Genomic DNA, 22016 nt, shown 5'->3' with positions numbered 1-22016 from the left:
GTCTTCTGTGACCGGTACGACGAAGACCAGCGCCAGGGGCACGATTTCGCCCGCGAGGTCACCACTGCGGGTGATGCTGGAAGGAAACCGTGTGAGCCGGATCTCGGTCCGGGGATTCGCGGTGGCATCTGCCACTGCGGTCACCACCGTCGGCGCCGTCGTCGGCGTCGCCACGGGCAACGCAGCCCAGGCCACCTCCGACGACAACTTCGAGGCCACCGCGGCCGACAGTACGCTGCTCGCGGACATTCCCGCGGGTGCCCAGGCCCAGGTCCAGGTCGCCTCCCTCGCGGAGCAGGCCGACGTCCAGGCCGCCGCCGCGGACGCCACCGCGCGCAAGGACGCCGAGGAGGCCGCCCGCCTCAAGGCCGCCCAGGACGCGGAGGCGAAGAAGAAGGCCGCCGACGAGAAGGCCGAGCGCGAGAAGAAGGAGCGCGAGGAGCGCGAGGCGCGGGAGGCCCGCGAGAAGGCCGAGGCCGAGCGCGCCAGCCGCGACGCCGTCCGCGACGCGTCCAGCTTCGCCGCCCAGGGCTCGTACTCCGTCTCCGAGGTCAAGGCGATCGCCCGCCAGATGGTCCCGGCCGCGCAGTTCCAGTGCTTCAGCAACATCGTGGACCACGAGTCCAGCTGGAACTACCGGGCGCAGAACCCTTCCTCCGGTGCCTACGGCCTCGTCCAGGCGCTGCCGGGCTCCAAGATGTCCTCGGCCGGCGCCGACTGGCAGACCAACCCCGCCACCCAGATCAAGTGGGGCCTCAGCTACATGAACGGCCGCTACGGCAGCCCCTGCGGCGCCTGGTCGTTCTGGCAGGCCAACCGCTGGTACTAGGCCGGCACCCGCTCAACCCCGGGAAGCCCCGCACCGTCCTACGGTGCGGGGCTTCCTGCGTGTAGGTTGCCAGGGACCGAACGGGGGGAAGAGGAACGAGATGTCGAGACTGCCAGGATGGCTGAGCCGACTGCGCGAGGGCATCAGCCGGGTGGGAGCGGAGCTGGACGCCCGACGCGCGGAGGCTGCCGAGGACACGGAGCACCACCGGCCGGCCGGACACGCCGGACCGGCCGACGGACCGGCGCCGGGGCGCCCGCCGACCGGGGAGAAACCTTCCGGTGAGGCCGCCGCCGAGCCGTCGGCCGGCGGGGACTCCGCCGTCGCCGTGACCGCCACCGTGCCCGCGCCGCCGGCGTACGCGCCCGCCGTCCCCGCCCGCCCCGACCCGGTCTCCGCCATCCCGTGGGGACTGCGGGTCGCCGGCGAGGCCGGCTGGCGGCTGCTCGTGCTCGCCGGAACCGTCTGGGTCCTGATGCGGGTCATCAGCTCCGTCCAGCTCGTCGTCCTCGCCTTCGTCGCCGCCCTCCTGGTGACCGCGCTGCTCCAGCCCACCGTGGCCCGGCTGCGCACCATGGGAGTGCCGCGCGGGCTCGCCACCGCCATCACCGCCATCTCCGGCTTCGTCGTCATGGGGCTGGTCGGCTGGTTCGTGGTGTGGCAGGTGATGGACAACATCGACAACCTCACCGACCGGGTCAGGGACGGCATCGAGGAGCTCAAGCGCTGGCTCCTCGACAGCCCCTTCCACGTGACCGAGCGTCAGATCAACGACATCGCGAAGAACCTCAGCGACACCATCGGCGCCAACGCCGAACAGATCACCTCCGCCGGCCTCCAGGGCGTGACCGTCGTCGTCGAGACCATGACCGGCATCCTGCTCGCCATGTTCTCCACCCTCTTCCTGCTCTACGACGGGAAGAGGGTCTGGGAGTGGACGCTGAAGCTCGTCCCCGCGCAGGCGCGGCCCGGGGTCGCTGGCGCCGGTCCGCGCGCCTGGCGGACCCTCACCGCCTATGTGCGCGGCACCGTCCTGGTCGCCCTCATCGACGCGGTCTTCATCGGCCTCGGCCTGTACTTCCTTGAAGTGCCGATGGCGGTCCCGCTCGCCGTCTTCATCTTCCTCTTCGCCTTCATCCCGCTCGTCGGCGCCGTCATCTCCGGCGCCCTCGCGGTGCTGGTCGCCCTCGTCACCAACGGCGTGTTCACCGCGCTGATGGTGCTTGTGGTGGTCCTCGCCGTGCAGCAGATCGAGGGCCACGTCCTCCAGCCGTTCATCCTCGGCCGGGCCGTCCGCGTCCACCCGCTCGCCGTGGTCCTCGCGGTCGCCGCGGGCGGGCTCACCGCCGGCATCGGCGGCGCCGTCGTCGCGGTCCCGCTCGTCGCGGTCGCCAACACCGTCGTCGGCTACCTGAAGGCGTGGAGCCAGGAGCCGGCGCTGCTCACCTCGCCCGAGCCGCGCGGCGCCACCGCCTTCGAGGTGGCCCCGACACCGGCGCCGGGTTCCGCCGACCGGAAGGGCCCGGCGTGATATCCGAACCCGAACTGGAGGGCGGCGCCCCCTTCGAGACGGCAGAGGTGCTGACCGAGGAGCGGGCCCCGCGCCCCCCGCGCCCGCGACGGGGCCGTATGCCCTGGCTGTGGGCGCTCGGCGGCGCTGCGATCGCCTCGGCGGTGTGGGGCGCCGGGCTGTACGCGTTCGCCGGGCGGCAGCCGGAGGGCGTGGACCTGCGGGGGTACACGTCGGTCGAGGACCTGTGCGCGCGGGCCGAACTGAAGAGCCTGGAAGCCGTGCTCGGCGACCGGAGCGGCTCCGGGGCGGGCCCGTACCTGGACGAGCCGACGCTGAGCGAGAGCTCCTGCTCGGTGAACTTCGGCAAGGGGGAGCGCGAGCAGGACGTCCAGATCACCTACACCCTGCACAAGCAGATCGATCCGGGGCCCGAGTTCGCCGCGCGGGCGAAGCAGGTCGACCTGATCGAGCCGGTCGGGGGCGTCGGCGAACAGGCGTTCTTCAGCGGCAGCGAGGACGGTGGAACGCTGCGGGTGCTCGACGGGCAGGCCGTCCTGGAGTTCTCCCTCTACCGCACCTACATCGAGAACGAGAAGGGCCAGACGGTCGAGCGCGGGGCGCCCGACCTCTCCGGGCTCGACGTCCCGCTGACCCAGGACGCCCTCGCGCTGCTCGCGGCGCTCCGGAAGTGACAGCGGGAAGGGCCCCGGAGCACGCATGCTCCGGGGCCCTTCCCGTACATCCAAGGCGTCCTACTCGGCGAGGACGGCCTCCGCGTCCAGGGTGACGGCGACCGCCTGGATCACCGCGGCGATCTTGAACGCCTCCTGGATCGTCTCGCGGTCGACGCCGGCCTTGCGCAGGACCTGCTCGTGCGAGTCCAGGCACTGGCCGCAGCCGTTGATCGCGGAGACGGCGAGCGACCAGAGCTCGAAGTCGACCTTCTCGACGCCCGGGTTGCCGATGACGTTCATCCGCAGGCCGGCCCGCATCGTCCCGTACTCGGGGTCCGACAGCAGGTGCCGGGTCCGGTAGAAGACGTTGTTCATCGCCATGATGGCGGCGGCGGACTTGGCGGCCTGGTACGCCTCGGGCTTCAGGTTCGCCTGGGCCTCGGGCTCCAGCTCCTTCAGCACCTTCGGCGAGCGCGAGGCGATCGCGCAGGCGAGGACGGTGCCCCACAGCTGCTGCTGCGGGAGCTCGCTGTTGCCGATGACCGAGCCGAGGTTCAGCTTCAGGTCCTTGGCGAAGTCCGGTATGGCGGCCTTCAGCTCATCGAGGGCCATGCTCACTCACCGGCCAGGAGCTTGCCGGCGTCGAGGGTGTCCTCGCCCTTGTTCCAGTTGCACGGGCAGAGCTCGTCGGTCTGGAGGGCGTCGAGGACCCGCAGGACCTCCTTGGGGTTACGGCCCACGGAACCGGCGGTCACCATGGTGAACTGGATCTCGTTGTTCGGGTCCACGATGAAGACCGCGCGCTGGGCGAAGCCGTCCTCGCCGCGGACGCCGCAGTCGCTCATGAGCTCGTGCTTCGAGTCGGCGAGCATCGGGAAGGGCAGGTCACGCAGGTCGGCGTGGTCCTTGCGCCAGGCGTGGTGGACGAACTCGGAGTCGCCGGAGACGCCGAGGATCTGGGCGTCGCGGTCGGCGAACTCGTCGTTCAGCTTGCCGAACGCGGCGATCTCGGTCGGGCAGACGAAGGTGAAGTCCTTCGGCCAGAAGAACACCACGCGCCACTTGCCCTCGTAGGACTTGTGGTCGATCTGCTCGAACTCCTTGCCGCTCTCCAGCGACACACAGGCGGTCAGGTCGTAGGTGGGGAACTGGTCACCGACAGTGAGCACGCGCTCTCCTTGCACAGGTCGGAAGCATCCCTTTTGAGCGCTTCCGTGAGGGGTTGGACGTCTCACATACTGGCACGGAGTGCATTGATCAGTGAAATAGCTAGAGTGGGTCGTGTTGATCGAAGGTGGTTATCAGTGGTTCCCGTCCGACGCGTGAAGCAACCCAGCCTGTCCCAGCTCAGAGCCTTCGCGGCGGTCGCGGAGCACTTGCACTTCCGGGACGCCGCGGCGGCGATCGGGATGAGCCAGCCGGCTCTTTCGGGCGCGGTTTCGGCTCTCGAAGAGGCACTCGGTGTCCAGCTCCTGGAGCGTACGACACGGAGAGTGCTGCTCTCGCCCGCCGGGGAACGGCTCGCGGCCCGGGCCCACGTGGTGCTCGACGCCGTCGGGGAGCTGATGGAGGAGGCCGAGGCCGCGCAGGCGCCGTTCACCGGGGTGCTGCGGCTCGGCGTGATCCCGACGGTCGCGCCCTATCTGCTGCCGACCGTGCTGCGGCTCGTCCACACCCGCTACCCGCAACTCGACCTCCAGGTCCACGAGGAGCAGACCGCGTCCCTCCTGGAGGGGCTCGCCGCCGGCCGGCTCGACCTGCTGCTCCTCGCCGTACCGCTCGGGGTGCCCGGTGTCGTCGAGCTCCCGCTGTTCGACGAGGACTTCGTCCTGGTGGCGCCCGAGGGGCACCCGCTGGCCGGCCGGGACGACATCCCGCGCGAGGCCCTCAGGGAGCTGCGGCTGCTCCTCCTCGACGAGGGGCACTGCCTGCGCGACCAGGCGCTCGACATCTGCCGCGAGGCCGGGCGGGAGGACGGCGCCGAGGTCACCACCACGGCCGCCGGCCTGTCGACCCTGGTCCAACTGGTGGCCGGCGGGCTCGGCGTGACGCTGCTGCCGCGCACCGCGGTCACCGTCGAGACCGCCCGCAACACGGCCCTGAGCACCGGCTCCTTCACCGCCCCGGCGCCCACCCGCCGGATCGCCCTCGCGATGCGGGCCGGCGCGGCCCGGCACTCCGAGTTCGAGGAGCTGGCGGGGGCGTTGCGCGAGGAGCTGGCGGCGCTGCCGGTACGGGTGCTGGGCGCGGATTCCTGAGACGCGCGGGGCGGGCTCCCGAGAGCCCCCTTCCCGAGACGCGCGGGCGCGGGCTCCCGAAACCCCCCGGTATCGGGAACCCGCGCCCTCTCCCTCGTACATCCGACCGAGGGGTCACTCCGTGCGCAGGCCGTCCGCGCGCATCAGCCGCCACAGCGGTGGCAGGCTCAGCAGCGTCACGGTCGCGATCAGCCCGAGGCCGATCCCGACGACGGGCAGGAACGCCCACCAGTCCCGCACCTGCTGGCCGCCGAGGCGCAGCAGGACGACCCCGAGGGCGAGGCCGCCCGCCACGGCGAGCGCGAGCCCGAGGAGGATCGGCACCGCAGTCTGCCACAGCACCGACCAGCTCAGGGTGGAGCGCCGGGTGCCGAAGGCGACGAGCGAGGACAGCAGCCGCTTGCGGTCCCGGAGTTGCTCCAGGGTCGAGACCAGGAGCGAGGCCGCCACCAGGAGCATCGTCAGGGTGGAGCCGACGAGGATGCCGGTGCGGACGCTGGAGAAGGCCGCGTCCCGCTCGGTGTCCTTCAGGTCGTGGACGTAGGACGTCGGGTCGATGTCCGCCGCCGTGTTCCGCACGAGCTCGGCGGCGTCGGGCACGGACGGGTCGAGCCGGACCATGACCTGCGCGTCGGGTTCGTCGAGGACGGCCGTGCCGAGCGCGGACGGGGTGGCGAGCACGCCGTACTCGTACATGCCCGTGGGGGCCGGCCGGGAGTCGACGACCCGGGCGTCGGCGGGGATCCGCCACAGCGGCGGGGCGCCGGCGGGGCGCTTCGGCGCGTCCGGGTGGGGGTGCGGGTCGCGCAGGGCGACCGTGGCGCCGGGCCGGGCGGCCCGGGTGACGTGGGAGTCGTCCGGGTTGCCCTGCGCGCCGTGCGCGAGGAAGACGAAGACGTCTCCGTCCTCGCAGGACGGCAGCGTGGCGTACTCCCGCAGGGAGGCGCAGTCGCCGACCCGGAGCGAGGTCATGGGGGCGAACTCCTCGCCCTTCTTGAGCGGTCCGGGCCGCCATACGTTCGACTGGACGGTGCCGATCACTCCGGCGACGCCCTGGGTCCGCGCGACGCGGTCGATGACCGCGCGGGCCTCCGCCGCGGTCTCCGCGTCGGTGCCGAACACGATCTGGGCGCGGGACGAGTCCTCGCCGGTGAGCTGGGTGAAGTCGCTCTCCATCGCCTGGAAGAGCATCTGGAGCGCGATCGCCCCGGTGGCCGCGACGACGATGCCGCTGACCGCGCGGGCCGCCGTGCCGGAGCTCAGCTGGAGCCTGCGGACCGCGAGCTGCCAGGCGACGGGACCCGTGCCCAGCCGTTTGACGCCCGCCTCGACGAGCCACGGCAGGAGCGTGGTGAGGCCGATCAGGGCGAGCGTGGTGCCGGTGACGACGCCCACGGTGTCGAGGTCGGTCCGGGTCACCTCCACGTCGCCCATGAGCGGGACGAGGAAGGCGGCGCCGGCCGCGAGGAGCAGCAGCCGCCACCACAGTCGGCGGCGGCGCGGGGCGGAGGCGCGGACGACGCCGAGCGGCTCGACCACCACGCCCCGCATGGCGAAGAGGGTGACCACGACGGAGGCGACCGGGACGACGACGAGGACGAGCGCGGCGAGCGCGGGCATCGGCACGACGTCGCCCGGGTAGGCGTTGACGTCCCAGATGGTGAAGGCGCCCGCGAACTGCCGGGCCGCCGCGAAGAGTCCGAGGCCCACCAGGAGGCCGAGCAGCGCGCCGGCGAGGGATTCGCCGGCCGCGATCCGCCGGGTCGAGGCGGTGTCGGCGCCGATCAGCCGGAGCGCCGCGAGCCGCCGGTCGCGCTGCTCGCCGCCGAAGCGGACGGCGGTCGCGACGAAGACGAGCACCGGGAGGAGGAGTACGACGCAGGCGACGACGACGAGGAGGATCAGGAACGCGTTCATCGGTTCCTCGGGCACCGACCAGCCGTAGCGGGTGCCGCGCCCGTCGAGGTCGTCGGCGTCCAGGAAGGCGGCGTGGGCGACGTACCGCAGTTCGGCGGGGCCGATGAGGCCGGCCTCGCCGATCGTCCCGGCGACCCGGAACGGCAGCCGTTCCCTGAGGAGGGCGCCCTCGGGGGAGTCGAGCAGTTCGCCGAGCGCGGGGGAGACCAGCATCTCGCCGGCCTTCGGGAAGGCGTCGGCGCCCGGTGGGACCGGGGGCGCGTCGCCCTCGGGGCGCAGCAGCAGTCCGCTGACCACGTCGTCGCGGTAGACCGTGGTCCGCGAGAGGTGGAGGAAGGAGTCGGGCCGGGGCGAGGTGACCTGTTCGCTGCCGTCGACGGCGCGGACCGACTCCCGCACCTCCCGCTGGAAGAGCATGTTCGGGAAGGAGGCGGCGAGCAGCAGCAGCGCCACGCCGAAGCCGACGCCGGCCGCGGTGAGCAGCGTGCGGAGCACGCCCGAGCGGCCGCCGGAGGCGGCGAAGCGGGCGCCGAGGGCGAGGTCGCGGGCCCAGAGGCGGGGGCTCACGCGGCCCACTCCGTGGACCGGACCGCGCCGTCGCGGACGACGACCTCGCGGTCGGACCAGGCGGCGACGCGGGCCTCGTGGGTGACGAGGACGACGGCGGCGCCGGTGTCCCGGGACGCGTCGGTGAGCAGCCGCATCACCCGCTCGCCGTTGAGGGAGTCGAGGGCGCCGGTCGGTTCGTCGGCGAAGATCACGCGCGGGGCGGTGACGAGGGCGCGGGCGACGGCGACCCGCTGACCCTGGCCGCCGGATATCTCGCCGGGGCGCTTGGCGGCGGTGTCGTCGACCTCCAGGCGGGCGAGCCACTCGGTGGCCCGGGCCTCGGCGGCCTTGCGCCGCTCGCCGTTCAGCCGGAGCGGCAGGGCGACGTTCTCCACGCAGCTGAGCTCGGGGACGAGCTGGCCGAACTGGAAGACGAAGCCGAAGTCGGTGCGGCGCAGGGCGCTGCGGGCGCCGTCGGAGAGGGCGGTGAGGTCGCGCCCGTCGTAGGTGAGGGTGCCCGCGTCGGGGCGGACGATGCCCGCGAGGCAGTGCAGCAGGGTGGACTTGCCGGAGCCGGACGGGCCCATGACGGCGACGACCTCGCCGGCGCGCAGGGCGAAGTCGGCTCCGGAGAGGGCGGTGGTGGGGCCGTACGCCTTGGTCAGGCCCTCGGCACGGAGGAGGGTCACCGGCGGACCTCCTCGGCGAGCCGGTCGAGGCGGGCGGCGGTGAGTTCGAGCCAGCGCAGGTCGGCCTCCAGGTGGAAGAGGGCGTGGTCGCAGATGAGCTGGTCGGCGAGGTCGCCGTCCCTCTTGCGGCGGGTCAGCTCGCGCATCAGGCGCAGGTGCTCGGCGCGCTGGGTGTCGAGCAGCTCGGCAGCCCCGCGGCCGGTCATCAGGGCGAGGACGACCTTGGTGTAGAGCGTGGACTGGAGGTACGGCTCCGGCTTCTCGGGGGTCGCGAGCCAGGTGGCGACGTCGGTGATGCCGGCGTCGGTGATCGCGTACCGCTTGCGTTCGGGGCCGCCGCCGGCCTCGATGCCGTCGACGACGACGAGGCCGTTCTTCAGGAGGCGGGACATCGTCGAGTAGACCTGGCCGTAGTGGAGCGGCCGGTCGTGGCCGAACCGCTCGTCGAAGGCGCGCTTGAGGTCGTAGCCGTGGCGCGGTCCCGATTCGAGGAGTCCGAGGAGGGTGTGACCGATGGACATGGCGTCACTCTACACGGCGTGTATACGCGCGATGTATAGCCGGGTGGAGGGGTGTCGTCGGCGCCCGCGCGGGAAGACGGAGCCCCGGTGGAGCGGCAGGGGATCCGGAGGGGGAGTCGGCGGAGCGTGGAGGCGTCACCGAAGCGGAGTCATTCCTTCACGCAACCATCACCTCCGCCCGGGCGTCGGTTCCCCTGGGAGTGGGTGCTGATTCTCACGTCCCGAAAAGGCGTGATCGGTTGCCCTTTGTCCGCAGTGTCGGTGTTAGCTTGCTGAGCTGATCCGGCGCGCCGGACGATCGGGACGACGGGACACACGACGAGCGGAGCGACACACGACATGGGCCGACCGGACGCGAAGGCGAAGAAACGGGGCATACGCCGCCTCTTCACCTGGAAGAAGCTGCTGGGCACCTTCTTCCTGCTCTGCCTCATCGGTGTCGGCGGCCTCTACACCGTCTACCTCCTGGTCCCCGTGCCCACGGCCAACGCCGAGGCGACCATGCAGAGCAACATCTACAAGTACTCCAACGGCAAGATCCTCGCCCGCACCGGCGAGATAAACCGCGAGATCGTGGGCCTGGAGAAGATCCCGCTCCCCGTCCAGCGGGCCTTCGTCGCCGCCGAGAACAAGACCTTCTACAAGGACAACGGCGTCGACATCAAGGGCACCACCCGCGCCGCCTGGAACACCCTCACCGGCCAGGGCAAGCAGGGCGGCTCCACGATCACCCAGCAGTACGTCAAGAACTTCTACCTGAGCCAGGACCAGACGGCGACCCGCAAGCTCAAGGAAATGGTCATCGCCGTCAAGGTCGACGAGGAGATGTCCAAGTCCGACATCCTCGCCGGGTACATGAACACCAGCTACTACGGCCGCTCCGCCTACGGCATCCAGGCCGCCGCCCGCTCGTACTACGGCACCGACGCCTCCCGCCTCACCACCGCCCAGGGCGCCTACCTCGCCTCACTGCTCCAGGCCCCCAACCAGTACGACTGGACCTCCGCCAACGCCACCGGCCGCAAGCTCGTCGAGGAGCGCTGGAACTACGTCCTCGACAACATGGTCGAGATGGGCTGGCTCCCCGCCGCCGAGCGCGCCGGACTGAAGTTCCCCGTCCCGCGGGCCCCCAAGCCGCTCCCCGGCATGGAGGGCCAGACCGGCTACATCGTCGAGGCCGCCAACCAGGAGCTGATGCGCCAGGGCGTCAGCGAGGAGGACATCAAGGCCGGCGGCTGGACCATCACCCTCACCATCGACGAGGACAAGCAGAAGGACCTCGTCGCCGCGGTCGACAAGGAGCTGGAGTCCAAGCTCGACCGCAAGGGCGACAAGAAGGCCGCCACCGTCCAGGCCGGCGCCACCTCCGTCGACCCGAGGACCGGCGCGGTCGTCGCGATGTACGGCGGCGTCGGCGCCACCGAGCACTGGATGTCCAACGCCACCCGGCGCGACTTCCAGCCCGCCTCCACCTTCAAGCCGATCGTCCTCGCCTCCGCCCTCGACAACGAGGCCACCACCCAGGACGGACGCGAGATAGGCCTCGGCACGATCTACGACGGCGACTCCCGGCGCCCGGTCGTCGGCAGCAAGATCCCCTACGCCCCCGAGAACCAGGGCGACTACTCGTACGGCCCCGTCACCGTCCAGCGGGCCACCGACAAGTCCATCAACTCGGTCTACGCCCAGATGATCGTCGACGTCGGCGCCGAGAAGACCAAGAAGACCGCCCTCGACCTCGGCATGAAGGACGGCCAGGACTTCGCCCCCACCCCGGCCATGGCGCTCGGCACGATGGGCGCCTCCACCCTCGACATGGCCGGCGCCTACGCCACCCTTGACAACCACGGCCGGAAGGTCACCCCGTCCCTCGTCAAGGCGGCCCAGCACCGCGACCGCCGGGTCGCGACCGTCCGGCAGACCGGCGAGCAGGTCATCAGCCGCCGGGCCGCCGACACCGTCACCAAGGCCATGCGGGGCGTCGTCGAGAACGGCTCCGGCTTCCGCGCCGCCGGTGACTACGAGGCCGCCGGCAAGACCGGCACCTCCGAGAACAACCGCGCCGCCTGGTTCGTCGGCTACACCCCCGAACTGGTCACCGCCGTCGCCCTCTTCGGCGAGGACACCTCCGGCAAGATCGCCGAGCAGGTCACCCTCACCGACACCATCGAGCCCGGCCGCGCCAACGGCGGCGGTTTCCCGGCCAAGATCTGGGGCGCCTACACCGAGCGCGCCCTGAACGGCGGCTCCGACGCCGAGTTCGACCTGGAGACCGACGGCGGCTGGGACGGCGACAGCCGCCTGCCGACCGGGACGAGCTCGCCGACCGCGACCGAGGAGCCCACCGAGGAGCCGACGGAGACGGCCACGACCCCGCCGGCCCGCACCCCCACCGCGCCGACCACCCCGCCCACGACGCCGCCGACGACCCGGCCGACGCCCACCCGGACGCCCACCACCACCCCGCCGGACCCGACCCGCGAGCCCACCGGCGAGCCGACCAACACGGCGACCGTCCAACCCCCGGACGGCGGCGGCCCGGACGGCGACGAGGGCACCGTCCGGCCCGACCGCACCACCCAGCAGCCCCGCTGACGTACGCGATTTCCGTACGCGACTTCCGTACGCGACGAAGGCCGGCCCCCACCACGGGGGCCGGCCTTCGTCGCGTACGGCGGTCAGACGCGCGTCGACAGCTCGAACCAGACGACCTTGCCGCCCGACAGCCGGGTCGCGCCCCAGCGCCGCGCCAGCCGGTTCACCAGGAACAGGCCGCGCCCGCCCTCGTCCGTATCGCGGGCCCGCCGCTGCCGTGGCAACTGCGGGGAGTCGTCGCCGACCTCGCAGCGCAGCACGTCCGTCCGCAGCAGCCGCAGGGTCACCGGCCGCTCCGCGTACCGCACCGCGTTCGTCACCACCTCGCTGATCAGCAGCTCCACCGAGTCCGTCAGCTCCTCCAGGTCCCACCGGGCCAGCGCCCGGCGGGCGAGCCGGCGGGCCCGGCCCGGGGCCGCGTCCTCCGGATCCAGGAACCAGTACGCCACGTCGCTCGGCGCGATCCCGTCGAAGCGGGCCGCGAGCAACGCGATGTCGTCGTCCCGGTCGCCGGGACCCAGCATGTCGAGCACGTCGTCGCAGAGCGCCTCCAGCGGCGGCGCGTGGTCGGGCCCGGTCAGCTGGGCCGCCGCCGTCAGCCGCTCCCGCAACAGCTCGATGCCGGTCCACACGTCCCGCAGCCGGGACTCCACCAGACCGTCCGTGTACAGCAGCAGCGTCGCACCGGCCGGGGCGTCCAGCTCGACCGCCTCGAAGTCCACGCCACCGACCCCGATCGGCGCGCCCGCGGGCACCCGCAGCACCTCCGCGTGCCCGTCCAGATGGAGCAGTATCGGCGGCGGATGACCGGCGTTGGCGACCGTGATCCGGTGCGAGACCGGGTCGTACACCGCGTACATGCAGGTCGCCATCCGGTTCTCGCCTAGCCGCTGGGCCTGCTCGTCGAGGTGGTGCAGCACCTCCTGCGGCGGCAGGTCGAGCCCGGCCAGGGTCTGCGCGGTGGTGCGCAACTGGCCCATGATCGCCGCCGACGTCATGGAGTGGCCCATGACGTCCCCGACGACCAGGGCGACCCGGCTGCCGGGCAGCGGGATCGCGTCGTACCAGTCGCCGCCCACCCGGGCCGTCTCGGCCGCCGGCAGGTAGCGGGAGGCGAGCTTCACGCCGGTCGGCTGCGGCAGCGAGTCCGGCAGCATGGTGCGCTGGAGCTCGTCCGCGATGTACGCCTCCCGGCCGTACAGCACCGCCTTGTCGATGCCGAGCGCGGTGTGGGTGGCCAACTGGGCGCCGACCAGCAGGTCGTCCGGGTCGAAGGCGGGCTGCTCGGAGCGGCGCAGGAAGACGGCCGCGCCGATCACCCGGCGGCGGCCGCGCAGCGGCGCCAGTATGGCCCGAAGGCCGCGCGGCAGCGGATGGTCGGGTCCCAGGAGCTCGCCGAGCGCGGCCCGGGCGGCCGCGGAGTCGCCGAAGACCGGCCGGACCCCGCGGAGCACCTCGGCCAGGGCGCTGCCGGAGCGCACCTCGCAGAGCTCGGCCGCGGGCGTCGGGTCGGGATCGGGCACGAGGACGAGCTCGTCGCCCTCCAGGTCCGTTAACCGCAGCCGGTCCGTGCGGCGCAGCCGCAGCACGAAGGGTGCCACCGGCCGCTCGTCGCCGACCGGCAGCGGATCGCGGAGGTAGACGAGGATCTCGTCGGAGAAGGCCGGCACGGTGGCGCGGCACAGGCCGAGGACGATCTCGTCGGGATCGAGGCCGCGGGCGATCCGCCGGGTCGCGGCGCCGACGAAGCGCAGCCGGTCGCCCTCGCGCCGCCCGGCCGGTTCCGCCCCCTTGGGGGAGACGGCGACGGCGACCGCGGGCGCCGAAGGGCCCGGCACCGACGGGGGCTCCGGCGGCTGCGCCGGCTGCTGCGCGGGGAGGTCGGAGGGCAGGCCGGCGGGCGCGGCCTCCTGGCGAGGCCGCGTCTGTTCCTGGGGCCGGTCGGCCAGCGGCTGCCGGCCTTCGTGGGAGGTGGGATGCTCCGTCACGCGTGGGATTCCGTCCGTCCGGGCCGGTGGTGCGATGCACTCGCTCTTCTCGCCGATGCCGCGCCTCCGGCGGGGATAAACCCTCCGGCGGCGGTGTTCGCGGTGGATACGGACGATCCGCGGACCGCGGCAGGGGCGGGGGGAGTGCGACCCGGGCACAGCTCCGGCACTGCTCCTCCCCCTCATCGATGACGTGCGGTGACGTGTGGTCAGTTGCTGCGCTGCGTTCGGTCGGTGACGTGGTGTCCGCCCGTTGTCGGCCGTGCGGAGGACGATCCTACGTTTCGACCCGGGGGGCGCGGCAAGGGTCTCATGGAGCGGTGTGCGCCGGGGTGCGATCCCAGTCCGCCGGCAGGGCGGGGACGGTCCAGGAGGGATCGGGCCGCCACTCCTCCCAGCCGTCCCGGAAGGGGGTTCCCCAGCTTTCCACCAGCCGTACGGCCGCCGCGCCGGCCTCCCGCACCCGGGCGGCGGCGGCCGGGTCCATGAGCCCGGCGCGCTGCGCCTGCTCGAACTCGTCCTCGTCCCGCCAGAGCCAGCTGCGGTCGGGGTAGACGGAGATGTCGAGGAAGTGGTCCTCGGAGTCGACGCCGCCGGCCCAGCGGCGGCGCGGCTCCTCCAGGTTGACGTACCAGCTGCGGAAGCGCCAGCCGCGCTCCCAGAAGAGCCAGACCGACCACGGGTCGCCGGGGCGCGCCAGTTTGAGGACCCCACTGCCGGCCCAGCGGGCGCGCTCGGTGGTGCGGGGCGCGGTGTAGCGGGTGGCGAGCGGCTCGTCGTGGACGGAGGTGCCGTCGGCGAGGACCGGCCGGACGCACTCGGTGCCGGGCGCCATCCACACGGCGAGCAGGTCTGGGGTGTCGCGGACCACGGTCACCGGCCGGCAGATGTGCACCTCGTCGGTGCCGACGCCACGGTAGCGCCACAGGATGTGCTCCCCGGGCGCCCAGCGCCGGATGTCGTCGTCCGAACCGTCCGCTCCTGTCATGCGCAGATCTTAGGGGCGCGCTCCCACCGGCGCTGCGGTACAGGTCACGCTTGAGTCACCCGGGGGCGGCCCCGGGTTCGGACCGGGGACACCTCCGGGTCATGTCGGGGTCACGGCCGGGTCATGCGCAGGACGTCGAGGGCCTCGTCGAGCTGGGCGAGGGTGAGGTCGCCGCGGTCCACGTAGCCGGACTCCAGGACGACCTCGCGGATGGTCTTCCGCTCGGCCAGCGACCGCTTGGCGACCTTCGCGGCCTCCTCGTAGCCGATGTACTTGTTGAGCGGAGTGACGACGGAGGGGGAGGACTCGGCGTACTCGCGGGCGCGTTCGACGTTGGCCGTGATGCCGTCGACGGTGCGGTCGGCGAGCAGCCGGGAGGCGTTGGCCAGGAGTCGTACGGACTCGAGGAGGTTCTTGGCCATCACCGGGAGCATCACGTTGAGCTCGAAGTTCCCGGCCGCGCCGGCCACGGCGACGGTGGTGTCGTTGCCGGTGACCTGGGCGGCGACCATGAGGACGGCCTCGGGGATCACCGGGTTGACCTTGCCGGGCATGATCGAGGAGCCGGGCTGGAGGTCGGGGAGGTTGATCTCGGCCAGTCCGGTGCGGGGGCCGCTGGACATCCACCGCAGATCGTTGGCGATCTTCGTGAGGGAGACGGCGATGGTCCTGAGGTGGCCGGACGTCTCCACCAGGCCGTCCCGGGCGCCCTGCGCCTCGAAGTGGTCGCGGGCCTCGGTGAAGGGCAGGCCGGTGGTGCGGGCGAGCTCGGCGACGACGGCGGCCGAGAAACCGGGCGGGGTGTTGATCCCGGTGCCCACGGCCGTGCCCCCGAGGGGGAGTTCGGCGAGCCGGGGGAGGGCGGAGCGCAGCCGTTCGATCCCGTACCTGACCTGGGCCGCGTAGCCGCCGAACTCCTGGCCCAGGGTGACCGGGGTGGCGTCCATCAGATGCGTACGACCCGACTTCACGACCGTCGCGAATTCGGCCGATTTTCGCTCCAGGGCGGCGGCCAGGTGGTCGAGCGCCGGGATGAGGTCGTGGGTGACGGCGGCGGTGGCGGCGATGTGGATGGAGGAGGGGAAGACGTCGTTGGACGACTGCGAGGCGTTCACGTGGTCGTTGGGGTGGACGGCCCGGTCGGCCGGCAGCCGCTCACCGGCCAGGGTGGCGAGGACCTCGTTGGTGTTCATGTTGGAGGAGGTGCCGGAGCCCGTCTGGAAGACGTCGACCGGGAAGTGGTCGTCCCAGCGGCCCTCGGCGACCTCCGCGGCGGCGGCCGCGATGGCCTCCGCGCGGTCCCGGTCGATCACCCCGAGCTCGGCGTTGACGGTGGCGGCGGCGGCCTTGACGCGGGCCAGCGCCTCGATGTGGGCGCGCTCCAGGCGCTGCCCGGAGACCGGGAAGTTCTCCACCGCGCGCTGGGTCTGCGCCCGCCACTTGGCGTGCGCGGGGACCCGTACCTCGCCCATGGAGTCGTGCTCGGTCCGGTAACCGTCTTCGTTGCTCATGATCCGTCAACCTCCTGGCCGTGTTCACCGGGGGGCGACCGCCGAAACCCCCGAAAAACTTGAGCACTTGTCTTGTTCGATGTATTCCCAAGGCGTCTACCGGCCAGTAAAAACCGTGGGTAACCCCACTTCCAGGAGGCGCAATGACGCGCACCAGGTACAGACTCCGGTGGCCCATCGCCGCCGTCGCCGCGGCGGCCGCCGCCCTCGGCTCCCTGACCGCCGCCCCCGCCGGAGCGGCCGACACCGGTACGAGGGCCGCCGTCGCCTCCGTACCCCTCCCGCCCGAGCTGGAGGCGATCCGGGCGGCCGAGGCCACCAAGATCTACGGCAGCCCCGAGGAACGCCCGATCGACCAGCGCAAGACCGGCCTGATCTCGCTCGGCGACAGCGAGATCTCCGGCGAGGGCGTGGGCAGCTACGAGCCTCCCACCAACGGCCCCACCAACTGGTGCCACCGCTCGCCCGACGCCGCCATCCACCGCACCGGCATCCCCGCGGACCTCACCTTCAACGTCTCCTGCTCCGGCGCCTACACCGGCAACATCCGGATCGGCGGGAGCAAGCAGTACGCGGACGAGCTGGTCCAGAGCGACAACCTCGCCGTCAAGGCCCGCAACACCCGGATCAAGATGGTCCTCCTGGTCGCCGGCGCCAACGACGACCTGCAGTTCGGACCCGTCATGACCGACTGCGTCACCCGCTTCGTCCTCAGCCAGGGCGCCTGCGAGCCCAAGTACGCCCCCGGCTGGCAGTCCCGCGTCGACGCCCTCGTCCCCAAGGTCGAGCAGACCGTCCGCGACCTGAAGTCGGTGATGCGGGACGCCGGGTACGCCGACGGCGACTACAAGCTCGTCGTCATGGGCTACCCCAGCCCCATCGGCCCCGACTTCTACGACAACCCGAACTTCTCCGGCAAGCTGGCCTGCGGCGGCATGGGCTACGACTCCGACACCAAGTGGGGCCGCAACACCGCCGTGCCCGCCTTCGAGCGCGGCATGCGCAAGGTGGCCGCCGCCACCGGCGCCGTCTACCTCGACAACTCGCGGCTCTTCCACGGCCACGAGGTCTGCATGGAGGACACCTGGGCCCGGGGCCTGTACATCGACCTCTCCAAGCCCGGCGGCATCGACGAGAACTCCACCCGCCAGTCCTTCCACCCCAACAAGGGCGGCCACGCCGCCTTCGCCTCCTGCCTGACCCAGCTCTACGGCTCCGGCCTGCGCGAGGCGAGCTGCGCCGACGTGAACTCCTCCGGCACCCCGACGCTCTTCCCGTTCGCCTGGGACGACGTCTACAAGCCGCTGCGGAACGGTGCCACCGGCGACTGCCTCGACGTGAACGCAGCCGAGTCCGCCAACGGCACCGCCGTCCTCGGCTGGGACTGCCACGGCGGACGCAACCAGGGCTGGTGGTACGACTCCGCCCGCAAGACCCTGCACACCGAACTCACCCAGGACCGCTGCCTGGACGTGCCCGGCGCCGCCTACCAGGCCGGCAAGGCGCTCATCGTCTGGAACTGCAGCGGCGCCGCCAACCAGAGGTTCGTCCGCGACGGCGCCACGATCCGGCCCGCCGCCGCGACCGGCCTCTGCCTCACGCAGGGCGCCGCGAAGGAGCCGGTGCGGCTCCAGACCTGCGACGGCTCGACGAACCAGCGGTTCGCCTAGCCCCCGGAACGCCGTGGCCCCCGTCCGGTGCGGGACGGGGGGCACGGCTTTTGTGTGTGCGGGGGTGGGGGGCAGGGCTTTTGCGGGTGGTGGGACGGGGTCGTGGGTCTGTCCACGCCGGGACGGGGTCCGGGGGTCTGCCCCCTGTCGCCTCAGGTGAGCTTGAGCGTCGACTTCGCCAGTTCGTACGCGGCGACCACCGCGTCCTCCTCCGCGTCCAGGCCCCCGAGCTCCACGATCACGACCGTGCCCTTCGGGGCCGCCACCGCGAAGGAACGCCCGTCCCGCCAGGCCTCGTCGAGCGCGCTGTACACCGAGTAGCGGGCCTCCACGGCGGGCACCGCGCCCGCCTTCACGTCGGTGAGGACGAGCTCCTTGCTCTCGTCCTCCTCGACGAAGGCCTTCAGCGCGCCCCGGACCGGCCCCTTCGGCGCCGTCCACACCCGCACGAAACCGATGTCCGGGGTCCCCTCCGACTTCGCCTCGCACACGATCGTGGCCGGCCCCTGCTCCACCAGCGCGGCGAAGTCCGGGTCGTCGGGCTTCTCGACCGTCTCCGGCTCCCAGCCCTCCATGAGGGAGAAGGAGACGGGCAGCGCGCAGGCGGTGCCGGGCCCGCCGACCGACACGGCGGCCTTCGGCGAAGGCGTCGCCGCCGGCGACTTCGCCGCGGTCGTCGGGGCCGCCGCCGGCGCGACCGCCTCCGGGGTCGTCCCGCAGGCGGTCAGCAGGGCCGCCGCGAGCAGGGCGGTACGCAGAAGGGGGGCTCTACCTGGCATGGCCCCATCATCCACGACGGCGTGCGTCACCCGGACGGCGGCAGCACAATGTGAGGACGGCCCGAAGGGGGGAAGTCCACACCCCGCCAGGGAGGCAGTCCATGAGCCGGAGCTTCAGGAGGATCGGCGCCCTCGGCGCCGCGACGGTCGCGGCCGTCACCTTCGCGTCCGCCGCACCGGTCGCGGCCGCACCCGCCGTGCCCGCCGACGGGTACGAGTTCACCCTGTACGCCAAGGAGGTCCCGGGCGACGACGGAGGACCCGGCTCGTCACCCGAGGTCGGCGACTCCTTCGCCTTCGCCGACGACCTCTCCCGCACCAAGGGCGGGGAGAAGATCGGCCGGGACGGCGTGGGCTGCACCGTGGTCCGCACCGGCGACCCGATGGACGTGCTCTGCGTCGGCACCTTCGTCCTGAACGGCGGTCCCGGCGGCCAGCTCACCGGGCAGACCCTGCTCTCCGTCGACCCCTCGGACCAGGCTCCGGCCGCGTTCGACATCGCGGTCACCGGGGGCACCGGCGACTTCGAGAACGCCCGCGGCTGGATCCGCTCGACCCCGGACGGGGACTACTCGCGCCTGGAGTTCCACCTCACCCGGTAGGGGTTGCACCGGTACCCGGTCGGGGTTCCAGCTCACCCGGTGGGGGCGTCCCGTGGCGTGGGACGTCCCCCCGGGTGCTCCCGGGTCCGGCGCGACCGGGTGAGTCCCGCGCGACCGGGTGAGCCCGGCGGGTTCAGGAGAGCTTGCCGTAGTCCGGCAGCTTGAAGGCGCGCTCGGCGTGGCCGCCGACGATGTCGGTCGTGTTGTTCCCGATGTTCGCGATGATCGTGTAGCCCTTGGCCTCGATCTCGGCGCGCTTCTCCGTCTTGTAGGCGCTCACCTCGGCGAAGAGGTCGGGCAGCGAGCGCACGTACAGGCCGTCGACGGGGTAGCCGACCTGCTTGAGGTTCCACTCGGTGAGGGAGTGGATGATCCCCGGCCGCGCGGTCACGAAGAAGACCTTCACCCCGCGCGCGTGCGCGTCCCGGACCAGCGAGTGGATCTCGGGGATGGCCGGCGTCGGCAGCTCCCAGAACGGGTGGAAGTCCGTCTCCAGGGAGCTGTTGTCGATGTCGAGGACGATCGCCTGCTTCTCCGTGCCGGCGTCCTCGGCGCGCTCCTCGATGTACGGGCGGGCCTGGGCGACCACCGCGGCCACGTCCCGGCGCCAGGTCGTGTAGTCCACGCCCTCGATCGCGGCGGCGGAGGTGAGGTGGGTGTCGGGATCGGCGGCGGAGGCGGCGGGCGCGGGCCCGACGACGAGGAGCGCGGTGAGGCCGAAGAGGCCGGTGGCGGTGGCCGCGGACCTGGCGGAACGCGGGGAGGGCGTGGAGGGCATGGGGGGCTCCCGAGTGGTCGACCGTCTCAGTGGTTGACATGCTCGCGACCCATACTGACCAGTAAGTGGCCGGCTGACTACCAGTCGGTAGCGACTTTCGGAGCGGGACGTGACGGCGCCCCCGGTCCCTCCGCGCGGGGGACCGGGGGCGCCGACGTGCCACAGGGGGCAGGGAGCCCGGAGGGTTACGACAGCTGGGAGCCCTGGCGCACCGGGATGTGGGTGAACGTCGGCTCCGGCGCCGGGTTCTGGAAGAAGTCGTTGCCCTTGTCGTCGACGACGACGAACGCCGGGAAGTCCTCGACCTCGATCTTCCAGACGGCCTCCATGCCGTCCTCCTCGTTGTCCAGGACCTCGATCTTCTTGATGCAGTCCTGGGCGAGGCGGGCGGCGGGGCCACCGATGGAGCCCAGGTAGAAACCGCCGTGCGTGCCGCACGCGTCCGTGACCTGCTGCGAGCGGTTGCCCTTGGCGAGCATCACCATCGAGCCGCCCGCCGCCTGGAACTGCTCCACGTAACTGTCCATGCGGCCGGCCGTCGTCGGGCCGAAGGAACCGGAGGCGTACCCCTCGGGCGTCTTCGCCGGGCCCGCGTAGTAGACCGGGTGGTCCTTCATGTACTGCGGCATGTCCTCGCCCGCGTCGAGCCGCGCCTTGATCTTGGCGTGCGCGATGTCACGGGCGACGACCAGCGGGCCGGTGAGCGCGAGGCGCGTCTTGACCGGGTACTTGGTCAGCTCGGCCAGGATCTGGTCCATCGGCTGGTTCAGGTCGATCTTCACCACGTCGCCGTCCTCGGCGAGGTGCTCGTCCGTGGTGTCCGGCAGGAAGCGCGCCGGGTCGGTCTCCAGCTGCTCCAGGAAGACGCCCTCGGCGGTGATCTTCGCGACGGCCTGGCGGTCGGCCGAGCAGGAGACGGCGATCGCGACGGGCAGCGAGGCGCCGTGGCGGGGGAGGCGGACCACGCGCACGTCGTGGCAGAAGTACTTGCCGCCGAACTGCGCGCCGATGCCGATCTTCTGCGTCAGCTCGAAGACCTTCTCCTCCAGCTCCTTGTCCCGGAAGCCGTGGCCGGTGGCGGCGTCGCCCTCGGTCGGCAGCTCGTCGAGGTAGTGCGCGGAGGCGTACTTCGCGGTCTTCAGCGCGAACTCGGCGGACGTGCCGCCGACCACGATCGCCAGGTGGTACGGCGGGCAGGCCGCCGTGCCCAGCGAACGGATCTTCTCCTCCAGGAACTTCATCATGGACGCCTCGTTGAGGACGGCCTTCGTCTCCTGGTAGAGGAACGACTTGTTGGCCGAGCCGCCGCCCTTGGCCATGAAGAGGAACTTGTACGCGCCGCCGTCCGTCGCGTACAGCTCGATCTGCGCGGGCAGGTTCGAGCCGGTGTTCTTCTCCTCCCACATGGTGACCGGGGCCATCTGCGAGTACCGGAGGTTGAGCTTGGTGTACGCGTCGTAGATGCCCTTCGACAGGGCCTCCTCGTCGCGGCCCCGCGTCAGCACGTTCTGACCGCGCTTGCCCATGACGATCGCGGTGCCGGTGTCCTGGCACATGGGGAGCACGCCGGCGGCGGCGATGTTCGCGTTCTTCAGCAGGTCGAGCGCGACGAACTTGTCGTTCGCCGACGCCTCCGGGTCGTCGATGATCTTCCGCAGCTGGGCCAGGTGGGCCGGGCGCAGGAAGTGCTGGATGTCGTGGATGGCCTCGGCGGCCAGCTTGCGCAGCGCCTCCGGCTCGACCTTGAGGAACGTACGGCCGTCGGCCTCGAAGGTGGAGACGCCCTCGGCGGTCACCAGGCGGTAGGGCGTGGTGTCCTCTCCGACGGGGAGCAGATCGGAGTACGCAAACTCTGGCATGACGGCAGCCATTCCTCACTCGGCAGACAGCAGCGCGCGCCTCCGTTGGCGGGCGCGCCCTCCAGCGTAGAACGCGGGCGCGACACCGATCCTGTGAGGTAAGGCTCACCCGGCACCGGGAACACGCCGAAGTGGAGTCTTCCGCGAGGGGAAGGCCCGCCGACAGGTTTCCGGGGGGAGGCGATCCGTTCTCGGCAAGTCCGGGTTGGGGGCGCTCGGTTTGGGCGGGGGCGACAGGGAGCGGCTCCTCCCGGGGGCGACGGGCTGGATCGGGCCGGGGCCGGGGCCGGGGCCGG

18 protein-coding genes are annotated in these 22016 nt (G+C 72.2%); 7 read left to right on the top strand and 11 right to left on the bottom strand.

All coding sequences use genetic code 11. The features are described 5' to 3' along the window. Positions 1-91 precede the first annotated feature (91 nt). From ACFZCF_RS08340 to ACFZCF_RS08330, 3 genes are all read left to right on the top strand, one after another. On the top strand, positions 92-829 hold the full coding sequence (locus ACFZCF_RS08340) for a transglycosylase SLT domain-containing protein (protein WP_388436942.1): 738 nt from the start codon (positions 92-94) through the stop codon (positions 827-829). A 100-nt stretch (positions 830-929) separates the two neighbouring features. Continuing rightward, positions 930-2360, top strand: a complete 1431-nt coding sequence (locus ACFZCF_RS08335; protein ID WP_391285442.1) for an AI-2E family transporter — start codon at positions 930-932, stop codon at positions 2358-2360. Then, complete coding sequence (locus ACFZCF_RS08330; RefSeq protein WP_391285441.1) at positions 2357-3034, top strand: hypothetical protein; 678 nt, start codon at positions 2357-2359, stop codon at positions 3032-3034. The genes ACFZCF_RS08335 and ACFZCF_RS08330 overlap by 4 nt, the downstream gene beginning before the upstream one ends. Positions 3035-3094: 60 nt before the next feature. Here the strand turns inward: ACFZCF_RS08330 and ACFZCF_RS08325 are convergent, their stop codons facing one another. Further along, the gene (locus ACFZCF_RS08325) at positions 3095-3628 is read right to left on the bottom strand and encodes an alkyl hydroperoxide reductase (protein WP_169087320.1); all 534 of its coding nucleotides are present in this window, start codon (positions 3626-3628) and stop codon (positions 3095-3097) included. Positions 3629-3630: 2 nt separating this feature from the next. Then, a complete protein-coding gene (locus ACFZCF_RS08320; RefSeq protein ID WP_189946495.1) occupies positions 3631-4185 on the bottom strand; it encodes a peroxiredoxin in 555 nt (184 codons plus the stop codon). A 135-nt stretch (positions 4186-4320) separates the two neighbouring features. On the opposite strand from ACFZCF_RS08320, the gene ACFZCF_RS08315 reads away from it, so the two are divergent. Beyond that, positions 4321-5274 (top strand): LysR substrate-binding domain-containing protein, encoded by a 954-nt coding sequence (locus ACFZCF_RS08315; RefSeq protein ID WP_391285438.1) that lies wholly within the window; start codon positions 4321-4323, stop codon positions 5272-5274. A 114-nt stretch (positions 5275-5388) separates the two neighbouring features. On the opposite strand, the gene ACFZCF_RS08310 is transcribed toward ACFZCF_RS08315, so the two are convergent. From ACFZCF_RS08310 to ACFZCF_RS08300, 3 genes are read right to left on the bottom strand one after another with little or no spacing between them, the layout of a single operon-like run. Continuing rightward, positions 5389-7758 (bottom strand): FtsX-like permease family protein, encoded by a 2370-nt coding sequence (locus tag ACFZCF_RS08310; RefSeq protein WP_388436928.1) that lies wholly within the window; start codon positions 7756-7758, stop codon positions 5389-5391. Next, a complete protein-coding gene (locus ACFZCF_RS08305) occupies positions 7755-8429 on the bottom strand; it encodes an ABC transporter ATP-binding protein (protein WP_388436925.1) in 675 nt (224 codons plus the stop codon). The genes ACFZCF_RS08310 and ACFZCF_RS08305 overlap by 4 nt, the downstream gene beginning before the upstream one ends. Continuing rightward, positions 8426-8950 (bottom strand): helix-turn-helix transcriptional regulator, encoded by a 525-nt coding sequence (locus ACFZCF_RS08300; RefSeq protein WP_391285435.1) that lies wholly within the window; start codon positions 8948-8950, stop codon positions 8426-8428. The genes ACFZCF_RS08305 and ACFZCF_RS08300 overlap by 4 nt, the downstream gene beginning before the upstream one ends. A 339-nt stretch (positions 8951-9289) precedes the next feature. Here ACFZCF_RS08300 and ACFZCF_RS08295 point away from each other — a divergent pair, with 339 nt between their 5' ends. Further along, positions 9290-11545: a transglycosylase domain-containing protein gene (locus tag ACFZCF_RS08295; RefSeq protein ID WP_388436922.1), complete on the top strand. Its 2256-nt coding sequence runs from the start codon at positions 9290-9292 to the stop codon at positions 11543-11545. An 83-nt stretch (positions 11546-11628) separates the two neighbouring features. Here ACFZCF_RS08295 and ACFZCF_RS08290 read toward each other — a convergent pair whose 3' ends face one another. The 3 genes from ACFZCF_RS08290 to ACFZCF_RS08280 all read right to left on the bottom strand — a co-directional run bounded on the left by ACFZCF_RS08290 (position 11629) and on the right by ACFZCF_RS08280 (position 16032). Further along, on the bottom strand, positions 11629-13533 hold the full coding sequence (locus tag ACFZCF_RS08290; protein ID WP_388436919.1) for a SpoIIE family protein phosphatase: 1905 nt from the start codon (positions 13531-13533) through the stop codon (positions 11629-11631). A 310-nt stretch (positions 13534-13843) separates the two neighbouring features. Next, entirely contained in the window at positions 13844-14521 is a 678-nt protein-coding gene (locus tag ACFZCF_RS08285; protein ID WP_388436916.1) for a DUF402 domain-containing protein, read from the bottom strand. A 110-nt stretch (positions 14522-14631) separates the two neighbouring features. Then, positions 14632-16032, bottom strand: coding sequence for a class II fumarate hydratase (locus ACFZCF_RS08280; RefSeq protein WP_388436913.1), 1401 nt, complete (start codon positions 16030-16032; stop codon positions 14632-14634). Positions 16033-16175: 143 nt separating this feature from the next. Here ACFZCF_RS08280 and ACFZCF_RS08275 point away from each other — a divergent pair, with 143 nt between their 5' ends. Then, on the top strand, positions 16176-17702 hold the full coding sequence (locus ACFZCF_RS08275; protein ID WP_388436910.1) for a ricin-type beta-trefoil lectin domain protein: 1527 nt from the start codon (positions 16176-16178) through the stop codon (positions 17700-17702). A 152-nt stretch (positions 17703-17854) separates the two neighbouring features. On the opposite strand, the gene ACFZCF_RS08270 is transcribed toward ACFZCF_RS08275, so the two are convergent. After that, on the bottom strand, positions 17855-18481 hold the full coding sequence (locus ACFZCF_RS08270; RefSeq protein WP_391285431.1) for a lipoprotein: 627 nt from the start codon (positions 18479-18481) through the stop codon (positions 17855-17857). Positions 18482-18582: 101 nt separating this feature from the next. Here ACFZCF_RS08270 and ACFZCF_RS08265 point away from each other — a divergent pair, with 101 nt between their 5' ends. Continuing rightward, positions 18583-19083: a hypothetical protein gene (locus ACFZCF_RS08265; protein WP_388436904.1), complete on the top strand. Its 501-nt coding sequence runs from the start codon at positions 18583-18585 to the stop codon at positions 19081-19083. Between the two features lie 133 nt (positions 19084-19216). Here ACFZCF_RS08265 and ACFZCF_RS08260 read toward each other — a convergent pair whose 3' ends face one another. Together ACFZCF_RS08260 and ACFZCF_RS08255 are read right to left on the bottom strand one after the other, a co-directional pair. Then, positions 19217-19861, bottom strand: coding sequence for an HAD family acid phosphatase (locus tag ACFZCF_RS08260; protein ID WP_388436901.1), 645 nt, complete (start codon positions 19859-19861; stop codon positions 19217-19219). A 185-nt stretch (positions 19862-20046) separates the two neighbouring features. After that, positions 20047-21720, bottom strand: a complete 1674-nt coding sequence (locus ACFZCF_RS08255) for a FumA C-terminus/TtdB family hydratase beta subunit (RefSeq protein ID WP_391285428.1) — start codon at positions 21718-21720, stop codon at positions 20047-20049. Between the last annotated feature and the right edge of the window lie 296 nt (positions 21721-22016).

Source organism: Streptomyces sp. NPDC007945 (assembly GCF_042958885.1).
GTDB lineage: Bacteria > Actinomycetota > Actinomycetes > Streptomycetales > Streptomycetaceae > Streptomyces.
The sequence above is the reverse complement of the archived record's forward strand: the minus strand, read 5'-3'. Positions and strand labels throughout refer to the sequence as shown.